The following is a 17,422-nucleotide window of genomic DNA, read 5'->3' on the forward strand; positions in this document are numbered from 1 at the left end:
TCTCTTGTTGTCGTGAACCTAGACACCCCGCACACCCTTTTCCAGAGCGTCCCTTGCCGCTAATCAGGACCCGACGTCACGCGAGGGAAGGCAGCCCATGCCCCGGATCGACCGATATATCCTTGGCCAGCTGCTGACGCTGTTCGGCTTCTTCGCGCTTGTGCTGGTGTCCGTCTACTGGATCAACCGGGCGGTCAGCCTGTTCGACGACCTGCTGAACGACGGCCAGACCGCGCTGGTGGTGCTGGAATTCACGCTGCTGACGCTGCCGCTGGTGATCTCGGTGGTGCTGCCCGTCGCGGCCTTCGCGGCCACGGCATACGGCACGAACCGCCTGTCCGGCGAATCCGAGCTGGTGGCGATGCAGTCGGCGGGCATATCGCCTTGGCGGATGGCGCGGCCCGTGCTGGTCTTCGGCCTGTCGGTGGGGCTGATGGTCGCGATCCTGGTTCACGGGCTGGTGCCGATGGCGCGCGAACGGCTGGCCGAACGCAGCGCCGAGCTGGCCGAGAACGTCACCTCGCAGTTCCTGCGGCCCGGCAGCTTCCAGTATCCGACCGACGACGTGACGCTGTTCATCCGCGACATCGCCAGCGACGGGCACCTGCTGGACCTGTTCATCGAGGATGCGCGCGATCCCGACCGCCAGACCACCTATACCGCGCAGGAGGCCCTGCTGGTGCGCACCGATACCGGCCCCGCGCTGGTCCTGCTGCAGGGCATGGCCCAGACCCTGACGCGCGAAGATGGCCGCCCCCGCCTTGCCGTGACCCGGTTCGAGGAGTTCAGCTATGACATCGGGGCGATGATCACGGGCGGCGGCAGCAAGGGGCGCGACCTGCGCGATTACGGCACGCTGCGCCTTCTGGCCGCCGATGCCGCCCTGCTGGAGACGACCGGCGCCACCGCGGGCGATGCCCGCCGAGAGGCGCATGAGCGCATCGCCCAGCCATTGCTGTCGCCGGTCGCGGCGATGATCGGCTTCGCGACGCTGCTGGTGGGCGGCTTCTCGCGCTTCGGGGTGTGGCGGCAGGTCGGCTGGGCGATCCTTGCGCTGATCTTCGTGCAGTTCCTGTCGAACGCCGCCGCCGACCGGGTCGGCACGGATCCGGCGATGTGGCCGCTGCTGTATCTTCCCGCGATCGTCGGGGCGATGATGTGCGCGGGGCTGTTATGGCTGGCCGCGCGGCCCAGGGGGGGACGGTCATGATCCTTGCACGCTATGTCGCGCGGCGCTTCCTGCGGTCGTTCCTGCTGATCGCGGGCGTCTTCCTGCTGATCCTGTTCCTGATCGACATGATCGAGATCATCCGCCGCTTCTCGGGGGACGATATCGGGCTGGGCGGGGCCGCGCGCCTTGCCGCGCTGAACATCGCCGACAGCTTCTATTCCATCCTGCCGCTGATGACGGTGCTGGCGGGCATCGCGCTGTTCCTGGGGCTGGCGCGCAGCTCCGAGATGGTCGCGATCCGCGCCTCGGGCCGCTCGGGGATGCGCGTCATCGCGGCCCCCGCGCTGACCGCGGTGGCGGTGGGCGCGCTGACCGTGGGGCTTCTGAACCCGCTGGTCGCGGCGACGGGGCAGCTCTATGACGATGCCGTGGCCGAGATCGACCGCGGCGGCAGCCAGACCGTCAGCCTTGGCGACAGCGCCGTCTGGCTGCGGCAGGCCGTCATCGAGAACGGCGAGGAATCGGGCCAGATCGTCATCCGCGCCCGCCGCGCCAGCGCCGATGCGCTGACCCTGCACGATGCGACCTTCCTGGTCTTCGACGACGAGTCAGGCCCCGTCCGCCGGATCGAGGCCCGCACCGCGCGGCTGATCCCCGGATCCTGGGGCCTGGCCGAGGTCCGCGACTACCCCCTGGACGCGGCGAACCCGCAGGCCGACGTCAAGCGCACGCCCTACATGCTGCTGCCGTCGGACCTGACCGCGCAGCGCATCCGCGAGGGGTTCGGGCGTCCCGAATCCGTGCCGGTCTGGCAGCTGCCGGGCTTCATCGCGGGGCTGGAACGCGCGGGCTTCTCGGCCTCGCGGCACCGGGTCTGGTTCCAGATGGAACTGGCGCGCCCCTTCCTGATGGGGGCGATGGTGCTGATCGCGGCAGCCTTCACAATGCAGCATATCCGTGGCCGCAATACCGGTGTCGCGGTGCTTCTGGCCTTCGCGGCGGGGATCGCGCTGTTCTTTCTGCGCAACATGGCGCAGGTTCTGGGTGACAACGGGCAGATCGGTGCGGCGATGGCCGCATGGACCCCGCCCCTTGTCGGCGCCCTTCTGGCCCTTGGCCTGATCCTGAAGCGAGAGGACGGATGACCGTTCAGACGACCAGACGATCCCTGCGCCTCGGGACGGCGCTGATCGCGGCACTTGCCGCGCCCGCAGCCGGTCAGACGATCTTCGACCAGGACGCGTCCATGCCGCAGATGCCCGGCGTGTCGCAGACCGCGCCCCTTTCCAGCATCGGCGGCGTGTCGGCGCTGGCGCCCGAATCCGACAGCCTGGGCAGCGAGCCCATCGGCGACCGCACCCCCTCGACCAGCGCCCCCGAGGCGGTCGAGCCCGACGCGTCGATCCGCATCCCCGGCGATCGCGGGACGGCGGGCGAAGGCGGGGCGGCGACGGTGCTGGCCGATGCCGTGCGGCTGCGCGACGACCGCACGCTGGTCGCGGCGGGCGGCGTGGTCATCTGGTACCAGGGCGCACGTCTGGTCGCATCGCGCGTGATCGTGGACGGCCCGACCGGCGATCTGACCATCGAGGGTCCCATCCACCTGTCCCGCCCCGACAGCACCGACCCCGAACAGGACACGATCCTGATCGCCGATGCCGCCCAGCTGGACCGCGAATTGCAGGACGGCATCATCCGCGGCGCGCGCCTCGTGATCGGGCGCGAATTGCAGCTTGCCGCGCGAGAGGCCGAGCGCCGCGACGGCGGCCGCGTCACCGAACTGCGCCAGGTCGCGGCATCGTCGTGCCAGATCTGCGCCAGCGACCCCACCCCCCTGTGGGAGATCCGCGCCCGCGCGATCACCCACGACGCCGAGACCCGGACGATCACCTTCGACCACCCGCAATTCCGCGCCTTCGGCGTGCCCTTGGCCTATGTGCCCTTCAGCGTGACCGCGCCCGACCCGACCGTCGATCGCAAGAACGGCTTCCTGCGCCCCGAGATCCGCACGACCTCCAGCCTGGGGTTCGGGATCAAGCTGCCCTATTTCGTGACGCTCGGGGACCATGCGGACGTGACGGTGACGCCCTATGTCGCGGTCGATCGCACCAGCACGCTGGAACTGCGCTACCGCCAGGCATTCACCAACGGGGCGACGGAATGGAACGGCGCGATCACCCGCGACGACCTGCTGCCCGACGAATGGCGCGGCTATGTCTTCGGGATCGCGCAGTTCGACCTGCCGCGCGACTACAAGCTGGGCGTGCAGGTGCAGGCGGCGACCGACCGGGCCTACCTGCTGGATTACGACGTGACCGATGCCGACCGGCTGTGGTCGGGCATCACGCTGGAACAGGTCCGCCGCAAGAAGCTGGTCTGGGCGCGGATCGGCAACTACAACTCGCTTCGCGACGACGAGGACGAATCCAGCTCTCCGGCGCAGGTGGCCGACGCGATCTGGATGCGCCGCTTCACGCCCCCCCGCATCGGCGGCGAGGCGACCGTCGAATGGTCCGCCCATGCCCATCGCCGCCCCTCGGACGATGACGGGATCGGCCGCGACGTGGCCCGCGCCTCGTTCGACCTGGACTGGCGACGTTCGCAGATCCTGCCGGGCGGCGTCATGGCCGCGGCCATCGCCGGGCTCGAGGCCGATCTCTATCGCATCGCGCAGGACGACAGCTATGACGACGTGGTGGCCCGCGCGGACCCGCAGGTCGGGATCGAGCTGCGCTGGCCGCTGGCGACGGTCCACGGGCGCGCGACGCATATGGTCGAACCGGTCCTGCAGCTTCTCTATTCGCCCCCGGGCGATGACGACGACATCCCGAACGAGGACAGCCTGCTGGTCGAGTTCGACGAGGGGAACCTGTTCTCGGACAGCCGCTTTCCGGGCTATGACCGCAGCGAGGGCGGCCTGCGCGCCAATGCCGGCCTGACCTGGACGCGGATCGACCCCAACGGCTGGTCGCTTGGCGTGACGGGCGGGCGGGTCTTCCGCGCGCGGCACGGCAGCGGCGACGAGGATCGGAGCTTCATCGGCGGGCGGCGGTCGGACTGGCTGCTGTCGACGACCTATGACAGCGGGCGCGGCCTTGCCATCGCGAACAGGGCGCTGTTCGACGACAGCTTCAACGTCTCGCGCAACGAATTGCGCATGGGCTGGCTGCGCGACGACCTGCAGCTTTCGGCGGGCTATCTGTGGATCGATGCCGACCTGGCCGAGGGGCGCGACAGCGACGCGTCCGAACTGGCGGCCAGCGTCGGCTGGCAGATCGCGCCCGGCTGGTGGGGCAGCGCCGAGGCACGTTACGATTTCACCGCCGAACGCGCCCAGAGCGCGTCGCTGGACGTGACCTATCGCAACGAATGCATCACGGTCGAGACGGGCGTCTCCAGGCGCTTCACCAGTTCGGACACGATCGACGCGGAAACCAGCTTCGACCTGTCGGTCCGGCTGGCGGGTTTCGGCAACACGACCGGCGGTCAGGGCACGGTGGCGCAGCGCAACTGCATGCGCTAATCTGCCCGCCAAAAGGCAAGGATAGGAACAGCAGATGCGGCAACTCCTCTCAGGTCTCGCGCTGGCGGCGGTCATCGCGACGGGCGCCGTCGCGCCCGCGAACGCGCAGAACCTGTTCCAGACCGTCGTCTATGTGAACGACAGCGCCGTCACCCGCTACGAGATCGTTCAGCGGCAGCGCTTCATGCAGGTGATCGGCGCCCCCGACACCAGCGCCGAGGCCGCCGAGACCGCGCTGATCGACGACCGCCTGCGGGTCGAGGCCGCCGAGGCCATCGGCGCGCAGCTGTCGGACGAGCAGCTTCAATCGGGTCTCGAGGAATTCGCGGGCCGCGCTGGCCTGGATGCCGCCAGCTTCATCGCGCGGCTGGAACAGGCGGGCGTCGATGCCGACACCTTCCGCGATTTCGTCCGCGCGGGCACGCTGTGGCGGCAGGTCGTCCGCGCGCGCCTGCTGCCCCAGATCGAGATCTCGGACGCGCAGGTGGACCAGCAGCTCAAGCGCGTGATCGAGACGCCGATCATCGACCGCGTGGCCATTTCCGAACTGATCATCCCCGCCCCTCCGGGGCAGGAGGCGCAGGCCCTTGCGCTGGCCGAACGCATCGCCGGGTCGCGCCCGACCGAAGGCCAGTTCGCCGATGCGGCCCGCCGGTATTCCGCGACGCCCTCGGCCCAGGCGGGCGGCAGGCTGGAGACGCTGGAGCTGGAGGCGCTGCCGCCGGGTCTGCGCCAGGTCATCAGCCAGCTGCAGCCGGGCCAGGTGACCCAGCCGCTGCAGGTCGAAGGCGCGGTCATCCTGTTCTTCCTGCGCGACGCGCAGGGCAGCCTGCGCCCCGGCGCGCGGGAACAGGTGCTGGAATACGCGACCATCACCCTGCCCAGCATGACCGAGGCGAGTGCCGTGGCGCAGCGCACGCTGTCCTGCGACGATCTGTACAAGCAGGTCGGCCCCGAGGCCGCGCTGCAGGTCCAGCGCCAGACCGTGTCGCAGGCGCAGATCCCGACGTTGATCGCCGCACGCCTCGCATCGCTGGACGACGGCGAATCCGGCGTCGTCCCGGCGGGCAACGCCGCCGAGGTCGTGACGCTGTGTTCGCGCCAGCCCGCCCTGGCCCAGCAGGCCGAGGTGCCGACCACCGCCCAGCCGCAGGACGGGGTCGAGGATGCGATCCCGCAGCCCCAGAACGGCATCCCCTCGCGCGAGGCGGTCCGCGACGAGCTGTTCAACCAGCGCATCAACTCGGCGGCGGACGGGCTTCTGGCCGACCTGCGCGCCGACGCCCTGATCCGCAGGCCGTGATCCGGTGGCGCGCGTCCTTCTGACCTGCGGCGAGCCCGCGGGCATCGGCCCCGAACTGGCGCCCCTGGTGCTGGCTTCGGGCCAGGACATCGCCTGGATGGGCGATCCGCGCCACCTGCCGGCCGGCACCGCCTGGACCGAGATCGCGGATCCGGGTGCCCCCGTCCCGCCGGGTCACCTGCCGGTGCTGCGCCACGATTTCGCGGCGCCGAACGTCGCAGGCCGCCCCGATCCGGCCAATGCGCAGGGCGTGATCGACGTGATCGCCCGCGCCGCCCGCATGGCGATGCAGGGGCAGGTTGCGGCCATCACCACCGCCCCCATCAGCAAGGAGGCCCTGCAGACCGGCGCGGGCTTCGCCTTTCCGGGGCATACCGAATATCTTGCGCATCTGGCCGGCGACGTGCCGGTCGCGATGATGCTGGCCTCGACCACGGTCACGCCCGCCTGCCGCGTCGTGCCCGCGACGATCCACATCCCCCTGCAGGACGTGCCCGACGCGCTGACCGCGGATGCGCTGGAGCAGGCGATCCGCCTGAGCCATGCAGGCCTTGTCCGCGATTTCGGCATTCCCCGCCCCCGCATCGCCGTCGCCGGGCTGAACCCCCATGCGGGCGAGGGTGGGCGGATGGGCCGGCAGGAAATCCGCATGATCGCGCCCCTGCTGGAGCGGCTGCGCGGCCAGGGCTTCGACCTGACCGGCCCCCTGCCCGCCGACACGATGTTCCACGCCGCCGCCCGCGCCCGCTATGACGCGGCCGTAACCTGCTATCACGATCAGGGGCTGATCCCGATCAAGACGCTGGATTTCGACGGGGGCGTGAACGTCACGCTCGGGCTGCCCTTCATCCGCACCTCGCCCGATCACGGCACGGCCTTCGACATCGCGGGCAAGGGGCTGGCGGATCCGTCTTCAACCATCGCGGCCATTCGCATGGCCCGCAGCATGGCCGCATCCCGACCCGGCCCGGACCCGACATGAGCACCATCGACAACCTTCCCCCCCTGCGCCAGGTCATCCAGACCCACGACCTGCGCGCCAAGAAGCAGCTGGGCCAGAACTTCCTTCTGGACCTGAACCTGACCGCCAAGATCGCGCGCCAGGCGGGCGACCTGACCGGCTGCGACGTGCTGGAGATCGGCCCCGGCCCCGGCGGCCTGACCCGCGGCCTGCTGGCCGAAGGCGCGCGCCGCGTGCTGGCGATCGAGAAGGACGAGCGCGCCCTGCCCGCCCTGGCCGAGATCGCCGAGGCCTATCCCGACCGGCTGAAGGTCATCCACGGCGACGCGCTGCAGGTCGATCCGCTGGAACACCTGACCCCGCCGATCCGCATCGCCGCGAACCTGCCCTACAATGTCGGGACGGAACTGCTGATCCGCTGGCTGACGCCCAAGGAATGGCCGCCCTTCTGGCAGTCCCTGACGCTGATGTTCCAGAAAGAGGTGGCCGAGCGGATCGTGGCGAAACCCGGGTCCAAGGCCTATGGTCGGCTGGCGCTGCTGGCCCAGTGGCGGGCCGAGGCGCGGATCGTCATGGCCCTGCCCCCCGAGGCCTTCGTGCCCGCCCCCAAGATCCATTCCGCCGTGGTCCACCTGACCGCCCTGCCCGAGCCGCGCTTTCCGGCCGATGCGGCGGTCCTGTCGCAGGTCACGGGCGCGGCCTTCAACCAGCGCCGCAAGATGCTGCGTGCCAGCCTGCGCGGCCTGCATCCCCGGATCGAGGAGCTGCTGGAGGGCTGCGGCATCGCCCCCACCGCCCGCGCCGAAGAGATCGGGCTGGAGCAGTTCTGCGCCCTGGCCCGCGCCCTCAAGGACGCGCGGCAGGGCTGAGAATGCGAAAAGGGCGCGGGAGTGATCCCCGCGCCCTTTCTTCGATCTGCGACCCGTCGTTTATTCCGAACCGCCTGCCTGCGTGTCCGCCGCCGGCGCGCCGTCATCGGCTGCGGGCTTGCGACGGCTGCGCGGGGCGCCACCGCTGCTGCGGGGCGTGCGGCTGCGCGGGGTGCGGCTGCGCGCGGGCTTGGCCTCGGCCTCGGGGGTCTCGACGGGGGCCGCGTCGCCCTCGGCCTCCTGTGCGATGGGCAGGCTTTGCTGCGCATCCTCGGCCTCGGGCTGCTTCGGCTCGGGCTGCTTGACCTCGGGCTCGGGCTCATCGCGGCGCTGGTCGCGATTGTGCTGATGGCCGTTCTGGTCGTCATCGCCGTTCTGGCGATGATGGGGATGGCCATGGTTGTTGTTCTGGTTCTGCTGCGCCTGGCGTTCGGCCATCTCGCGCTGCGCCTCGCCCAGCATGCGGGTGTAATGCTCGGCATGCTGCAGGAAGCTTTGTTCCGCCACGCGGTCGTTCGACAGCTGGGCGTCACGCGCCAGCGTCAAATACTTCTCGATGATCTGCTGCGGCGTGCCGCGAACCTTGCCTTCGGGGCCCGAGCTTTCGAAGACTCGGTTGACGATATTGCCAAGCGAACGCTGGCGGTTCGATTTGCTGCGCGAGCGGGATTTCGATGATCTCATCAGTCTGTCTTTAGGGTTCTGATCGTCAGGGATGCCAGAATGACCTGGACGGCGATTTCGGACGGCTACGGGGGCGTTGACCTCTCCGTTCAGCCTTGCCTTGCCTCAAGGCGCATCGTCGTCATGCGCGCCCCGTCAGTTCCGGCAGTGTCAGGCTGACCCATGCGGTGGCTGTCGCCTGCCGCACGCCACTGACTAATCATGCCAAGCCCCCCAAGACAAGCGCAAACTGCCGAAAAATGTCCCGAAAGCTGTTACAAGTGCCGGAAATCAGCCGAAATCGGCGCAGACGACGCGATCGCGACCGTCCAGATCGGGCAGAACCTCGATCCGGGCACCCTGCGCGGCGAACAGCGCGGCGACATCGGCGCCCTGCATGTGGCCGATCTCGACCAGGACCTGTCCGCCGGGGTTCAGATGCGCCCGCGCGCCCGCCGCGATGGCCCGATAGGCGCCCAGCCCGTCGCCCCCGTCGGTCAGCGCGCCAAGCGGTTCCCATTCGCGCACGTCGGGCGACAGCCCCGCCATCTCCGCGACCGAGATATAGGGCGGGTTCGACACGATCAGGTCGAACGTCCCCTCGACGCCCTCGAACCAGTCGGCGCGGCGGAATCGGGCATCGACCCCGATTTGGCGGGCGTTGAAGCGCGCGACCTTCAGCGCCTCCTCGGAGATGTCGGTGCCCAGACCGCGCGTCCCCTTCCGCGCATCCAGAAGCGAGATCAGGATCGCGCCGGTGCCCGTGCCCATGTCCAGCACGTCGCGCCAGGGGCGTTCCAGCGCGGCCTCGACCAGGGCCTCGGTCTCGGGGCGAGGGTCCAGCGTGTCGCGCGTCACCTTGAAGCGATGCGCCCAGAAATCGCGATGGCCCACGATCTGCGCCACCGGCTGATGCAGCGCGCGTGCCGCGATCCCGCGGTTGAAGCTGGCGCGTTCGGGATCGGTCAGGCGGCGGTCGTCGGTCATGCGCAGGCGCCCCGGCTCGATCCCCAGCACCGCCGCAAGGATGCGGTCGGTATCGCGGGCCGCACCCTCGATCCCGGCGGCGCGCAGAAGGGCCGCCCCCTCGGCCTGGGCGTCCGAGATCCTCATTCCTGGGCCGCCAGTCGCGCGGCCTGGTCGTGGGCCGTCAGCGCGTCGATGATCTCGGACAGGTCGCCCGCCACGATCCGGTCCAGCGCATAGAGCGTCAGGTTGATGCGGTGATCGGTCATGCGGCCCTGCGGAAAGTTGTAGGTGCGGATGCGTTCCGACCGGTCGCCCGAACCGACCTGCGCCTTGCGGTCGGCGGCCCGTTCGGCATCCGCCTTCTGCCGCTGCATGTCATAGAGCCGGGCCCGCAGCACGGCCATCGCGTTGGCGCGGTTCTGGTGCTGGGACTTCTCGGAGCTGGTGACGACGATGCCGGTCGGGATATGCGTGATCCGCACGGCGCTGTCGGTCGTGTTCACGTGCTGGCCGCCCGCGCCGCTGGCACGCATCGTGTCGATGCGGATGTCGCCTGCGGGGATGTCGATATCCACGTCCTCGGCGGCCTCGGGAAGGACGGCGACGGTGGCGGCGCTTGTATGGATGCGTCCGCCGCTTTCGGTTTCCGGCACACGCTGGACGCGGTGGACGCCGGATTCGTATTTCAGCCGGGCGAAGACGCCCTCGCCCTCGATCCGGGCGACGGCCTCCTTGATGCCGCCCAGCTCGGTCTGGACCAGCTCCAGCAGCTGGAAGCTCCAGCCTTGCTGTTCGGCGTGGCGGCGGTACATGGACAGCAGGTCGCCCGCGAACAGCGCGGCCTCGTCCCCGCCGGTGCCCGGACGGATCTCCAGGATGGCGGGCCGGGCATCGGCCGCGTCGCGCGGCAGCAGCGCGATGCGCAGCGCCTGTTCGCGTTCGGGCAGCTCGTCCTCCAGCCGCGACAGCTCGTCCTGGGCCAGTTCGCGCATCTCGGGGTCGGCCAGCATGGCGCGGGCATCGGCCAGCGCCCCGGTCGCGCGGCGCCATTCGGCGATCTGCGCGACGACGGGCTTCAGCTCGGCATATTCGCGGCTGATCTGGGCGATGCGCGCGGGCTCGGCCCCCGCATTGAGCTGCGCCTCGAGAAACTCGAAACGCTGTGTGATCTGGTCGAGGCGGTCTTGAGGCAGCATATGTTGGATGTAGCCAAGCCCCACGCCATCGGCAAGAAGCATCGACGGCGGGGGAATCACCTTGCAATCGCAGGCGTCGCCGCTATAAGGCCCCATCCTTCCGCCGAAGACTTCGCAACCGGCGTGTCCTCTCGTGGCGGGTGCGGAAGGTGCGACACCCGCCTATGAAGCCGCCTTGAACCAGAGAAAGGATCGCCATGCCGCTTTACGAGCATGTGCTGATCGCTCGTCAGGACCTGTCGAACACGCAGGCCGAAGGGCTGATCGAACATTTCTCGACCGTGCTGGCCGATAACGGCGGCAAGGTCGTGGAAAACGAATACTGGGGTGTCCGCACCCTCGCCTACAAGATCAACAAGAACCGCAAGGGCCACTACGCCTTCCTGCGTTCGGACGCGCCCTCGGCCGCCGTGCAGGAAATGGAGCGTCTTGCCCGTCTGCACGACGATGTCATGCGCGTCATGACCATCAAGGTCGAAGCACACGAGGAAGGCCCCTCGGTGCAGATGCAGAAGCGCGAAGAGCGTGGTGACCGTGGCGACCGCCGCGAACGCCGCGAGCGGAACTGAGGAGATCTGAACAATGGCGAACAAACCGTTCTTCCGCCGTCGCAAGGTCTGCCCGTTCTCGGGCGAGAATGCGCCGAAGATCGACTACAAGGACACCCGTCTGCTGCAGCGCTACATCAGCGAACGCGGCAAGATCGTGCCCTCGCGCATCACCGCAGTCTCGGCCAAGAAGCAGCGTGAACTGGCTCGTGCCATCAAGCGCGCACGCTTCCTCGCCCTGCTGCCCTACGTCGTGAAGTAAGGAGACCTGGACATGCAAGTCATCCTGCTGGAACGCGTGGCCAAGCTGGGCCAGATGGGCGAAGTCGTGAAGGTCAAGGAAGGTTACGCACGTAACTTCCTGCTGCCCCAGGGCAAGGCACTTCGCGCATCGGACGCCAACGTCAAGGCATTCGAAGCCCAGAAGGTGCAGTTCGAGGCACGCAACGCCGAATCGAAGGCCGAGGCCGAGAAGTTCGCGGAGACCCTCGACGGTCAGACCTTCGTCGTCATCCGCTCGGCATCCGATTCGGGCGCGCTCTACGGTTCGGTCACGACCCGTGACGCAGCCGATGTCGCGACCGAGGGCGGCTTCAGCGTCGACCGCAAGCAGGTCGTCCTGGGCGCCCCGATCAAGGATCTGGGCCTGCACGACGTCACCGTCGTCCTGCACCCGGAAGTGAACGCGACGATCACGCTGAACGTCGCCCGTTCGAACGAGGAAGCCGAGCTGCAGGCGCAGGGCAAGTCCATCCAGGACCTGGCCGCCGAAGCAGACGCCGAAGCCGAATTCGAGATCGCCGAACTGTTCGACGACATCGGTGGCGCCTCGGAAGACGAGGACGATTCGGAGGCCTGAGGGCTTTTTCCGAAGATCGGACCGAAAATTCGACCGCGCCGGGAAACCGGCGCGGTTTTTTGTTCGTTCCAATGCGCTGAAATTGTTTCCCCCGAATGCACGGACTACTATGGACCAGATGGTTGGAGATCTCTGGGCGGGCGATATCGACCCGCAGGGAAGGATGTTTACGATGACCGACCCGCTGAGCCTGATGCTGGCCGAACGCGATCATGTCCTTGCGGACGGGGCCACGGGCACCGCGCTGATGAACATGGGGCTTCTGGCCCGCGAACCGGCCGAGTTGTGGAACGACACCCAGCCCGAGAAGGTCGCCCAACTGTATCGTGGCGCGATCGAGGCCGGGTCGGACCTGTTCCTGACCAACAGCTTCGGCGCCAATGAAAGCCGCCTGCGCCTGCACGGCCTGTCGGATCGCGTGGCCGAACTGAACCGCAAGGCCGCCGCCATCGCCCGGACCGAGGCCGACCGCGCCGGTCGCACCGTGATCGTCGCCGGCAGCATGGGCCCCATAGGCGAGATCATGGCCCCGATGGGCAGCCTGACCCATGCCCGCGCGGTCGAGATGTTCGTGGAACAGGCGCAGGCCCTGAAGGATGGCGGCGCCGACATCCTGTGGATCGAGACGCTGAGCGCCCTCGAGGAGCTGCGCGCCGCCGCCGAGGCCGCCCGCAAGGTCGGGATGGAATGGTGCGGCTGCCTCAGCTTCGACACGGCGGGGCGCACGATCATGGGCGTGACGCCCGGCCAGCTGTCCGCCGCGGTCGAGGCGCTGCCGAACCCGCCCGTCGCCTATGGTGCGAATTGCGGGATCGGGGCGTCCGACCTTCTGCGCACCGTCGCCAGCTTCGTGGCATCGGGGAACGAACGCCCGATCATCGCCAAGGGCAATGCGGGCGTCCCACATCTGGCCGACGGGCATATCCACTATGACGGCACGCCCGAACTGATGGCCGATTACGCCTGCCTTGCGCGCGATCTGGGCGTGCGCGTGATCGGCGGCTGCTGCGGGACGATGCCGGAACACCTGTCGGCCATGCGCGACGCGCTGGCCAGCCGCGCCCCCGGCCCGCGCCCGACGCTGGAACAGATCACGGCGCTTCTGGGGCCGTTCAGCAGCGCGGGGTCGGATCGCGACGACGTGCTGACCATCGGACGCCGCTAGAACAGCGACATCTGGTCCCCCGCGCGGGGCGGCGGCCCGAAGCGGCTGCAATCCAGCGCGGGGCTTCCCTCGTGATAGCCCAGCCGCTTGCGTGCCAGGCGAAAGCGCTTCATCGCCAGCTCGGCCTCGATCCCCTCGCCGCGGAAACGGTGGCCAAAGCGCGGGTCGTTGTCGCGCCCGCCGCGCATGGCCTGCACGCGGTTCATCACATGCGCGGCCATGCCGGGACGGTGGCGGTCCAGCCAGTCGCGGAACAGCGGCGCGACCTCGTGTGGCAGGCGCAGGGGGATCATGGTGGCGGTGGTGGCGCCTGCATCGCGCGCGGCGGCCAGGATGCGCTCGATCTCGGGTTCGGTCAGCACGGGAATGACGGGGGCGACCATGACGCGGACCGGAACGCCCGCGCGGGCCAGGTCGCGGATCATGCGCAGGCGCGTCTCGGGCGCAGGGGCGCGCGGCTCCAGGCTGCGGGCCAGATCGGCATCCAGCGTGGTCACGCTGATGCCCACCATCGCCTGCCCCTTGGCCGCAAGCTCCGCCCACAGGTCCAGGTCGCGCAGCACCAGCCGTCCCCGCGTCACCAGCGTCACCGGGTGGTTCCAGTCGCGCAGCACGCGCAGGATCTGCGGCATGATCTCGTATGTCGCCTCGATCGGCTGATAGGGGTCGGTATTCGTCCCCAGGGCGATCGGCGCGGGCCTGTATGACGGTCGCGCCAGTTCGCGTTCCAGAAGCCGCGCAGCGTCCGGCTTGGCGATCAGGCGCGTCTCGAAATCCAGGCCGGGCGACAGGTTCAGATAGGAATGGCTGGGCCGCGCATAGCAGTAGATGCAGCCATGCTCGCAGCCGCGATAGGGGTTGATCGACCGGTCGAACGGCACATCGGGCGAGCTGTTGCGCGTGATGATGCTGCGCGGGCGCTCCTCGGTCACCTCGGTGCGCAGCAGGTGCTCTTCCTCGGGGATGTCCCAGCCGTCGCTCTCGCGGATGCGGGTGTGCGGCTCGAACCGTCCGGCGGGCTGGGAAGCCGCGCCGCGGGCCTTCAGTCTGCGGTCGGGATCGCGCGGTGGAAGCATGCCCGCAATATAGAACACATGCAGAACGTCCGCCAGCCCGTTGAAAGATCGGCGCGGGGACCGCATCTTCCATCATGAAATCAACCAAGTGCAGGATGCGCCATGACGGACAGTTACACCCCGCCCAAGGTCTGGACCCAGAAGGGGGCGAATGGCGGCAGGTTCGCCAATATCAACAAGCCGACCTCGGGGGCGCAGTACGACCGTGACCGCCCGGTGGGCAAGCACCCGCTGCAGCTGTATTCGCTGGCGACCCCGAACGGGCAGAAGGTCACGATCCTGCTGGAGGAGCTGCTGGCCGCGGGCCATGACGCCGAATACGACGCCTGGCTGATCAATATCGGCGAGGGCGACCAGTTCGCCAGCGGCTTCGTCGAGGTGAACCCCAACAGCAAGATCCCCGCCCTGATGGACCACACGGCGAACCCGCCGCAGCGCGTCTTCGAATCGGGCTCGATCCTGCTGTACCTGGCCGAGAAATACGGCGCCTTCCTGCCCAAGGACCCCGCGGGCCGGACCGAGACGCTGAACTGGCTGTTCTGGCAGATGGGATCGGGGCCCTATGTCGGCGGCGGCTTCGGGCATTTCTATGCCTATGCCCCCGACAAGCTGGAATACCCGATCGACCGCTTCACCATGGAGGTCAAGCGCCAGCTGCACCTGCTGGACCAGCGCCTGGCCGAGAACCGCTTCGTCGCGGGCGAGGAATACACCATCGCCGACATGGCGATCTGGCCCTGGTATGGCGGACTGGTCGCCGGGCGCATGTATGGCGATGCCGCAACCTTCCTCGATGTCGAAAGCTATCCCAACGTGAAGCGCTGGCATGACGAGATCATGGCCCGCCCCGCCGTCCGGCGCGGCATCATGGTCAACAAGACGTCCGGGGACCCGTCCCAGCAGCTGCACGAGCGGCACGACGCATCCGATTTCGAGACGCGCACGCAGGACAAGCTGTCGGCGGAATAAGAAAAGGGGGGCCGCGATGGCCCCCCTTCGTCATGTGCGACGGATCGATCAGTTGCGCGACTTGTCGACCATCTTGCCCTTGCTGATCCAGGGCATCATCTCGCGCAGCTTCGCACCGACCTGCTCGATCTGGTGTTCGTCGTTGATGCGGCGGGTCGCCTTGAAGAAGGGCTGGCCGACGGCGTTTTCCTGCATGAAGTCGCGGACGAACTTGCCGTTCTGGATGTCTGTCAGGACGTCCTTCATGCGTTTCTTCGTCTCGTCGTAAGGCAGGACGCGCGGACCCGACACGTATTCGCCGTATTCGGCCGTGTTCGAGATCGAGTAGTTCATGTTCGCGATGCCGCCTTCATAGATCAGGTCGACGATCAGCTTCACTTCGTGGAGGCACTCGAAATAGGCCATCTCGGGCTCGTAGCCCGCTTCGACCAGGGTCTCGAAGCCGGCGCGGATCAGCTCGACCAGACCGCCGCACAGGACGGCCTGCTCGCCGAACAGGTCGGTCTCGCATTCCTCGCGGAAGTTGGTCTCGATGATGCCCGAACGGCCGCCACCGATGGCCGAGCAATAGGACAGCGCGATGTCCTGCGCCTTGCCCGACGCGTCCTGATGGACCGCGAACAGGCAGGGCACGCCGCCGCCCTTGCTGTATTCGCCGCGCACGGTGTGGCCCGGACCCTTGGGCGCCATCATGATGACGTCGACGCCGGCCTTCGGCTCGATCAGGCCGAAATGCACGTTCAGACCGTGTGCGAAGGCGATCGCGGCACCCTCGCGCAGGTTGTCATGGACGTATTTCTTGTAGGTCTCGGCCTGCAGTTCGTCCGGCATGGTGAACATGATGACATCGCACCATGCAGCGGCTTCGGCGATGCCCATGACCTGCAGGCCCTCGCCCTCGGCCTTGGCTGCCGAGGCGCTGCCCTCGCGCAGGGCGACGACGATGTTCTTCGCGCCGGAATCGCGCAGGTTCAGGGCGTGGGCGTGACCCTGGCTGCCATAGCCGAGGATCGCGACCTTCTTTTCCTTGATCAGGTTAACGTCGCAGTCGCGGTCGTAGAAAACGCGCATCGGAATATCCTTTCCTTGATTGCCACCTTTCTAACCGGCCTTCGTGACAGAATCCGTGCAAAGCGTCCGCATTCATCCGCCTTGCGGGAATAATCATGCCTTGATACTACCCATGACATGACTTTCATGCCCGACAGTACGGATCGCCGCATACTTCGCCAGCTTCTGGGCGATCCTTCGGCATCAAACGCCCAGCTGGCCGAACGCGCGGGCGTCACCGGCGCCAGCCTGTGGCGGCGCATGGAACGCATGCGCGAGGCGGGCGTGCTGAAGGGCATCCACGCGCGGATCGACTGGCGCGCCCTGGGATGGGAGGTCGAGGTCAGCCTGCGCTTCACGCTGGACAAGACCGATCCCCGCGCCTTCGACAATTTCCTGGCAGCCCTGCGCGAGGTCCCCGAGGTGATCGAGATCCAGAGCTTTCTGGGCAGCGTGGACTGGCGCGCGACCGTCATCGCGCGGGACATGGCGCATTGGCAGCAGGTCTATCGCGACCGGATCCTGACCCTGCCCCATATCGCCGAGTTGGACGCGCTGATGCTGGTCTCGACCATCTCGGACCGAGAGGATCTGCCGCTGTGACCGCGCTGGACCCGACCGACCTGGCGATCCTGCGGCTGCTGGTCGAGGATGCGACCCGAAGCGCCGCGCAGATCGGGCGCGCCGTGGGCATCGGCCAGCCCGCGGCATGGCGGCGCATCCGCAGGCTGGAACAGCAGGGTGTCATCGCGGGGCGGCGCGTCGTGCTGGACAAGCCCGTCCTGGGCTTTGGCGTGACCGTGTTCCTGGGGATCAAGCTTGCTGCCAAGGGGCGCACGGGGCTGCAGGATTTCGAACGCGCCGTCACCGCCATCCCCGAGGTTCAGCTGGTTCAGCACGTGCTGGGGCAGTTCGACTATCGCCTGCGGATCACCGCCCGCGACATCAGCGATTTCGAGCGCATCCTGCGCCGCCGCATCATGACCCTGCCCGGCGTGGGCCAGGTCGAGGCGAACGTGGTCCTGTCCGAGGAACGCAGGCCCGGCCCCCTGGGTGCCTTGGACACCCCCTGAATCGAAACGGCAAATCGAAACGGCCGC

The 17,422-nt window shown here is 68.3% G+C and carries 18 protein-coding genes; 13 read left to right on the plus strand and 5 right to left on the minus strand.

What is annotated here, in order from left to right; genetic code table 11:
* Positions 1 to 97: 97 nt before the first annotated feature.
* Genes lptF through rsmA form a run of 6 tightly spaced genes read left to right on the plus strand, consistent with a single transcriptional unit; the run spans position 98 to position 7,827 of the window.
* Entirely contained in the window at positions 98 to 1,210 is a 1,113-nt protein-coding gene (gene lptF, locus QMZ16_RS04610; RefSeq protein ID WP_022707237.1) for an LPS export ABC transporter permease LptF, read from the plus strand.
* Entirely contained in the window at positions 1,207 to 2,316 is a 1,110-nt protein-coding gene (gene lptG / locus QMZ16_RS04615) for an LPS export ABC transporter permease LptG (protein WP_282602319.1), read from the plus strand. The genes lptF and lptG overlap by 4 nt, the downstream gene beginning before the upstream one ends.
* Complete coding sequence (lptD, locus tag QMZ16_RS04620; protein ID WP_282602320.1) at positions 2,313 to 4,694, plus strand: LPS assembly protein LptD; 2,382 nt, start codon at positions 2,313 to 2,315, stop codon at positions 4,692 to 4,694. Before lptG ends, lptD begins: the two co-directional genes overlap by 4 nt.
* 34 nt (positions 4,695 to 4,728) lie before the next feature.
* Positions 4,729 to 5,997: a peptidylprolyl isomerase gene (locus tag QMZ16_RS04625; RefSeq protein WP_282602321.1), complete on the plus strand. Its 1,269-nt coding sequence runs from the start codon at positions 4,729 to 4,731 to the stop codon at positions 5,995 to 5,997.
* A gap of 4 nt (positions 5,998 to 6,001) precedes the next feature.
* Positions 6,002 to 6,979 carry a 4-hydroxythreonine-4-phosphate dehydrogenase PdxA gene (gene pdxA, locus QMZ16_RS04630; protein ID WP_282602322.1) on the plus strand — a complete coding sequence of 326 codons (978 nt, stop codon included), beginning with the start codon at positions 6,002 to 6,004 and terminating at the stop codon, positions 6,977 to 6,979.
* On the plus strand, positions 6,976 to 7,827 hold the full coding sequence (gene rsmA, locus QMZ16_RS04635) for a 16S rRNA (adenine(1518)-N(6)/adenine(1519)-N(6))-dimethyltransferase RsmA (RefSeq protein ID WP_022707242.1): 852 nt from the start codon (positions 6,976 to 6,978) through the stop codon (positions 7,825 to 7,827). Before pdxA ends, rsmA begins: the two co-directional genes overlap by 4 nt.
* Before the next feature lie 60 nt (positions 7,828 to 7,887).
* On the opposite strand, the gene QMZ16_RS04640 is transcribed toward rsmA, so the two are convergent.
* The 3 genes from QMZ16_RS04640 to prfA all read right to left on the minus strand — a co-directional run bounded on the left by QMZ16_RS04640 (position 7,888) and on the right by prfA (position 10,655).
* The gene (locus tag QMZ16_RS04640; RefSeq protein WP_282602323.1) at positions 7,888 to 8,511 is read right to left on the minus strand and encodes a DUF4167 domain-containing protein; all 624 of its coding nucleotides are present in this window, start codon (positions 8,509 to 8,511) and stop codon (positions 7,888 to 7,890) included.
* A 270-nt stretch (positions 8,512 to 8,781) separates the two neighbouring features.
* Entirely contained in the window at positions 8,782 to 9,603 is an 822-nt protein-coding gene (gene prmC / locus QMZ16_RS04645; RefSeq protein ID WP_282602324.1) for a peptide chain release factor N(5)-glutamine methyltransferase, read from the minus strand.
* Entirely contained in the window at positions 9,600 to 10,655 is a 1,056-nt protein-coding gene (prfA, locus tag QMZ16_RS04650; RefSeq protein ID WP_028725773.1) for a peptide chain release factor 1, read from the minus strand. Before prfA ends, prmC begins: the two co-directional genes overlap by 4 nt.
* A gap of 197 nt (positions 10,656 to 10,852) precedes the next feature.
* Between prfA and rpsF the strand changes: the two genes are divergently transcribed.
* The 4 genes from rpsF (at position 10,853) to bmt (ending at position 13,227) form a co-directional block, all read left to right on the plus strand.
* Positions 10,853 to 11,224, plus strand: coding sequence for a 30S ribosomal protein S6 (rpsF, locus tag QMZ16_RS04655; RefSeq protein WP_022707246.1), 372 nt, complete (start codon positions 10,853 to 10,855; stop codon positions 11,222 to 11,224).
* Between the two features lie 13 nt (positions 11,225 to 11,237).
* On the plus strand, positions 11,238 to 11,465 hold the full coding sequence (rpsR, locus tag QMZ16_RS04660; protein ID WP_022707247.1) for a 30S ribosomal protein S18: 228 nt from the start codon (positions 11,238 to 11,240) through the stop codon (positions 11,463 to 11,465).
* 12 nt (positions 11,466 to 11,477) lie between these two features.
* On the plus strand, positions 11,478 to 12,062 hold the full coding sequence (gene rplI / locus QMZ16_RS04665) for a 50S ribosomal protein L9 (RefSeq protein WP_022707248.1): 585 nt from the start codon (positions 11,478 to 11,480) through the stop codon (positions 12,060 to 12,062).
* A gap of 172 nt (positions 12,063 to 12,234) precedes the next feature.
* On the plus strand, positions 12,235 to 13,227 hold the full coding sequence (gene bmt / locus QMZ16_RS04670) for a betaine--homocysteine S-methyltransferase (RefSeq protein WP_282602325.1): 993 nt from the start codon (positions 12,235 to 12,237) through the stop codon (positions 13,225 to 13,227).
* Here bmt and QMZ16_RS04675 read toward each other — a convergent pair.
* Entirely contained in the window at positions 13,224 to 14,303 is a 1,080-nt protein-coding gene (locus tag QMZ16_RS04675; RefSeq protein ID WP_282602326.1) for a PA0069 family radical SAM protein, read from the minus strand. The two genes, bmt and QMZ16_RS04675, sit on opposite strands and share 4 nt — an antisense overlap.
* Before the next feature lie 102 nt (positions 14,304 to 14,405).
* On the opposite strand from QMZ16_RS04675, the gene yghU reads away from it, so the two are divergent.
* A complete protein-coding gene (gene yghU, locus QMZ16_RS04680) occupies positions 14,406 to 15,272 on the plus strand; it encodes a glutathione-dependent disulfide-bond oxidoreductase (protein WP_282602327.1) in 867 nt (288 codons plus the stop codon).
* A 48-nt stretch (positions 15,273 to 15,320) separates the two neighbouring features.
* On the opposite strand, the gene ilvC is transcribed toward yghU, so the two are convergent.
* Entirely contained in the window at positions 15,321 to 16,343 is a 1,023-nt protein-coding gene (ilvC, locus tag QMZ16_RS04685) for a ketol-acid reductoisomerase (protein ID WP_022707252.1), read from the minus strand.
* 126 nt (positions 16,344 to 16,469) lie between these two features.
* Here ilvC and QMZ16_RS04690 point away from each other — a divergent pair, with 126 nt between their 5' ends.
* Both QMZ16_RS04690 and QMZ16_RS04695 read left to right on the plus strand, forming a co-directional pair.
* A complete protein-coding gene (locus QMZ16_RS04690) occupies positions 16,470 to 16,925 on the plus strand; it encodes an Lrp/AsnC family transcriptional regulator (protein ID WP_022707253.1) in 456 nt (151 codons plus the stop codon).
* Complete coding sequence (locus tag QMZ16_RS04695; RefSeq protein WP_282602328.1) at positions 16,922 to 17,395, plus strand: Lrp/AsnC family transcriptional regulator; 474 nt, start codon at positions 16,922 to 16,924, stop codon at positions 17,393 to 17,395. Before QMZ16_RS04690 ends, QMZ16_RS04695 begins: the two co-directional genes overlap by 4 nt.
* The last annotated feature ends 27 nt before the right edge of the window (positions 17,396 to 17,422 follow it).

It is taken from the genome of Paracoccus sp. PARArs4 (assembly GCF_947311865.1).
Taxonomy (GTDB): Bacteria; Pseudomonadota; Alphaproteobacteria; order Rhodobacterales; family Rhodobacteraceae; genus Paracoccus; species Paracoccus zeaxanthinifaciens.

Bases quoted from the DNA above. Each gene is read 5' to 3' on its own strand.
- lptF (WP_022707237.1), top strand. From the start codon at position 98: ATGCCCCGGATCGACCGATATATCCTTGGCCAGCTGCTGACGCTGTTC.
- lptG (WP_282602319.1), top strand. From the start codon at position 1,207: ATGATCCTTGCACGCTATGTCGCGCGGCGCTTCCTGCGGTCGTTCCTG.
- lptD (WP_282602320.1), top strand. From the start codon at position 2,313: ATGACCGTTCAGACGACCAGACGATCCCTGCGCCTCGGGACGGCGCTG.
- QMZ16_RS04625 (WP_282602321.1), top strand. From the start codon at position 4,729: ATGCGGCAACTCCTCTCAGGTCTCGCGCTGGCGGCGGTCATCGCGACG.
- rsmA (WP_022707242.1), top strand. From the start codon at position 6,976: ATGAGCACCATCGACAACCTTCCCCCCCTGCGCCAGGTCATCCAGACC.
- QMZ16_RS04640 (WP_282602323.1), bottom strand. From the start codon at position 8,511: ATGAGATCATCGAAATCCCGCTCGCGCAGCAAATCGAACCGCCAGCGT.
- prmC (WP_282602324.1), bottom strand. From the start codon at position 9,603: ATGAGGATCTCGGACGCCCAGGCCGAGGGGGCGGCCCTTCTGCGCGCC.
- prfA (WP_028725773.1), bottom strand. From the start codon at position 10,655: ATGCTGCCTCAAGACCGCCTCGACCAGATCACACAGCGTTTCGAGTTT.
- rpsF (WP_022707246.1), top strand. From the start codon at position 10,853: ATGCCGCTTTACGAGCATGTGCTGATCGCTCGTCAGGACCTGTCGAAC.
- rpsR (WP_022707247.1), top strand. From the start codon at position 11,238: ATGGCGAACAAACCGTTCTTCCGCCGTCGCAAGGTCTGCCCGTTCTCG.
- rplI (WP_022707248.1), top strand. From the start codon at position 11,478: ATGCAAGTCATCCTGCTGGAACGCGTGGCCAAGCTGGGCCAGATGGGC.
- bmt (WP_282602325.1), top strand. From the start codon at position 12,235: ATGACCGACCCGCTGAGCCTGATGCTGGCCGAACGCGATCATGTCCTT.
- QMZ16_RS04675 (WP_282602326.1), bottom strand. From the start codon at position 14,303: ATGCTTCCACCGCGCGATCCCGACCGCAGACTGAAGGCCCGCGGCGCG.
- yghU (WP_282602327.1), top strand. From the start codon at position 14,406: ATGACGGACAGTTACACCCCGCCCAAGGTCTGGACCCAGAAGGGGGCG.
- ilvC (WP_022707252.1), bottom strand. From the start codon at position 16,343: ATGCGCGTTTTCTACGACCGCGACTGCGACGTTAACCTGATCAAGGAA.
- QMZ16_RS04690 (WP_022707253.1), top strand. From the start codon at position 16,470: ATGCCCGACAGTACGGATCGCCGCATACTTCGCCAGCTTCTGGGCGAT.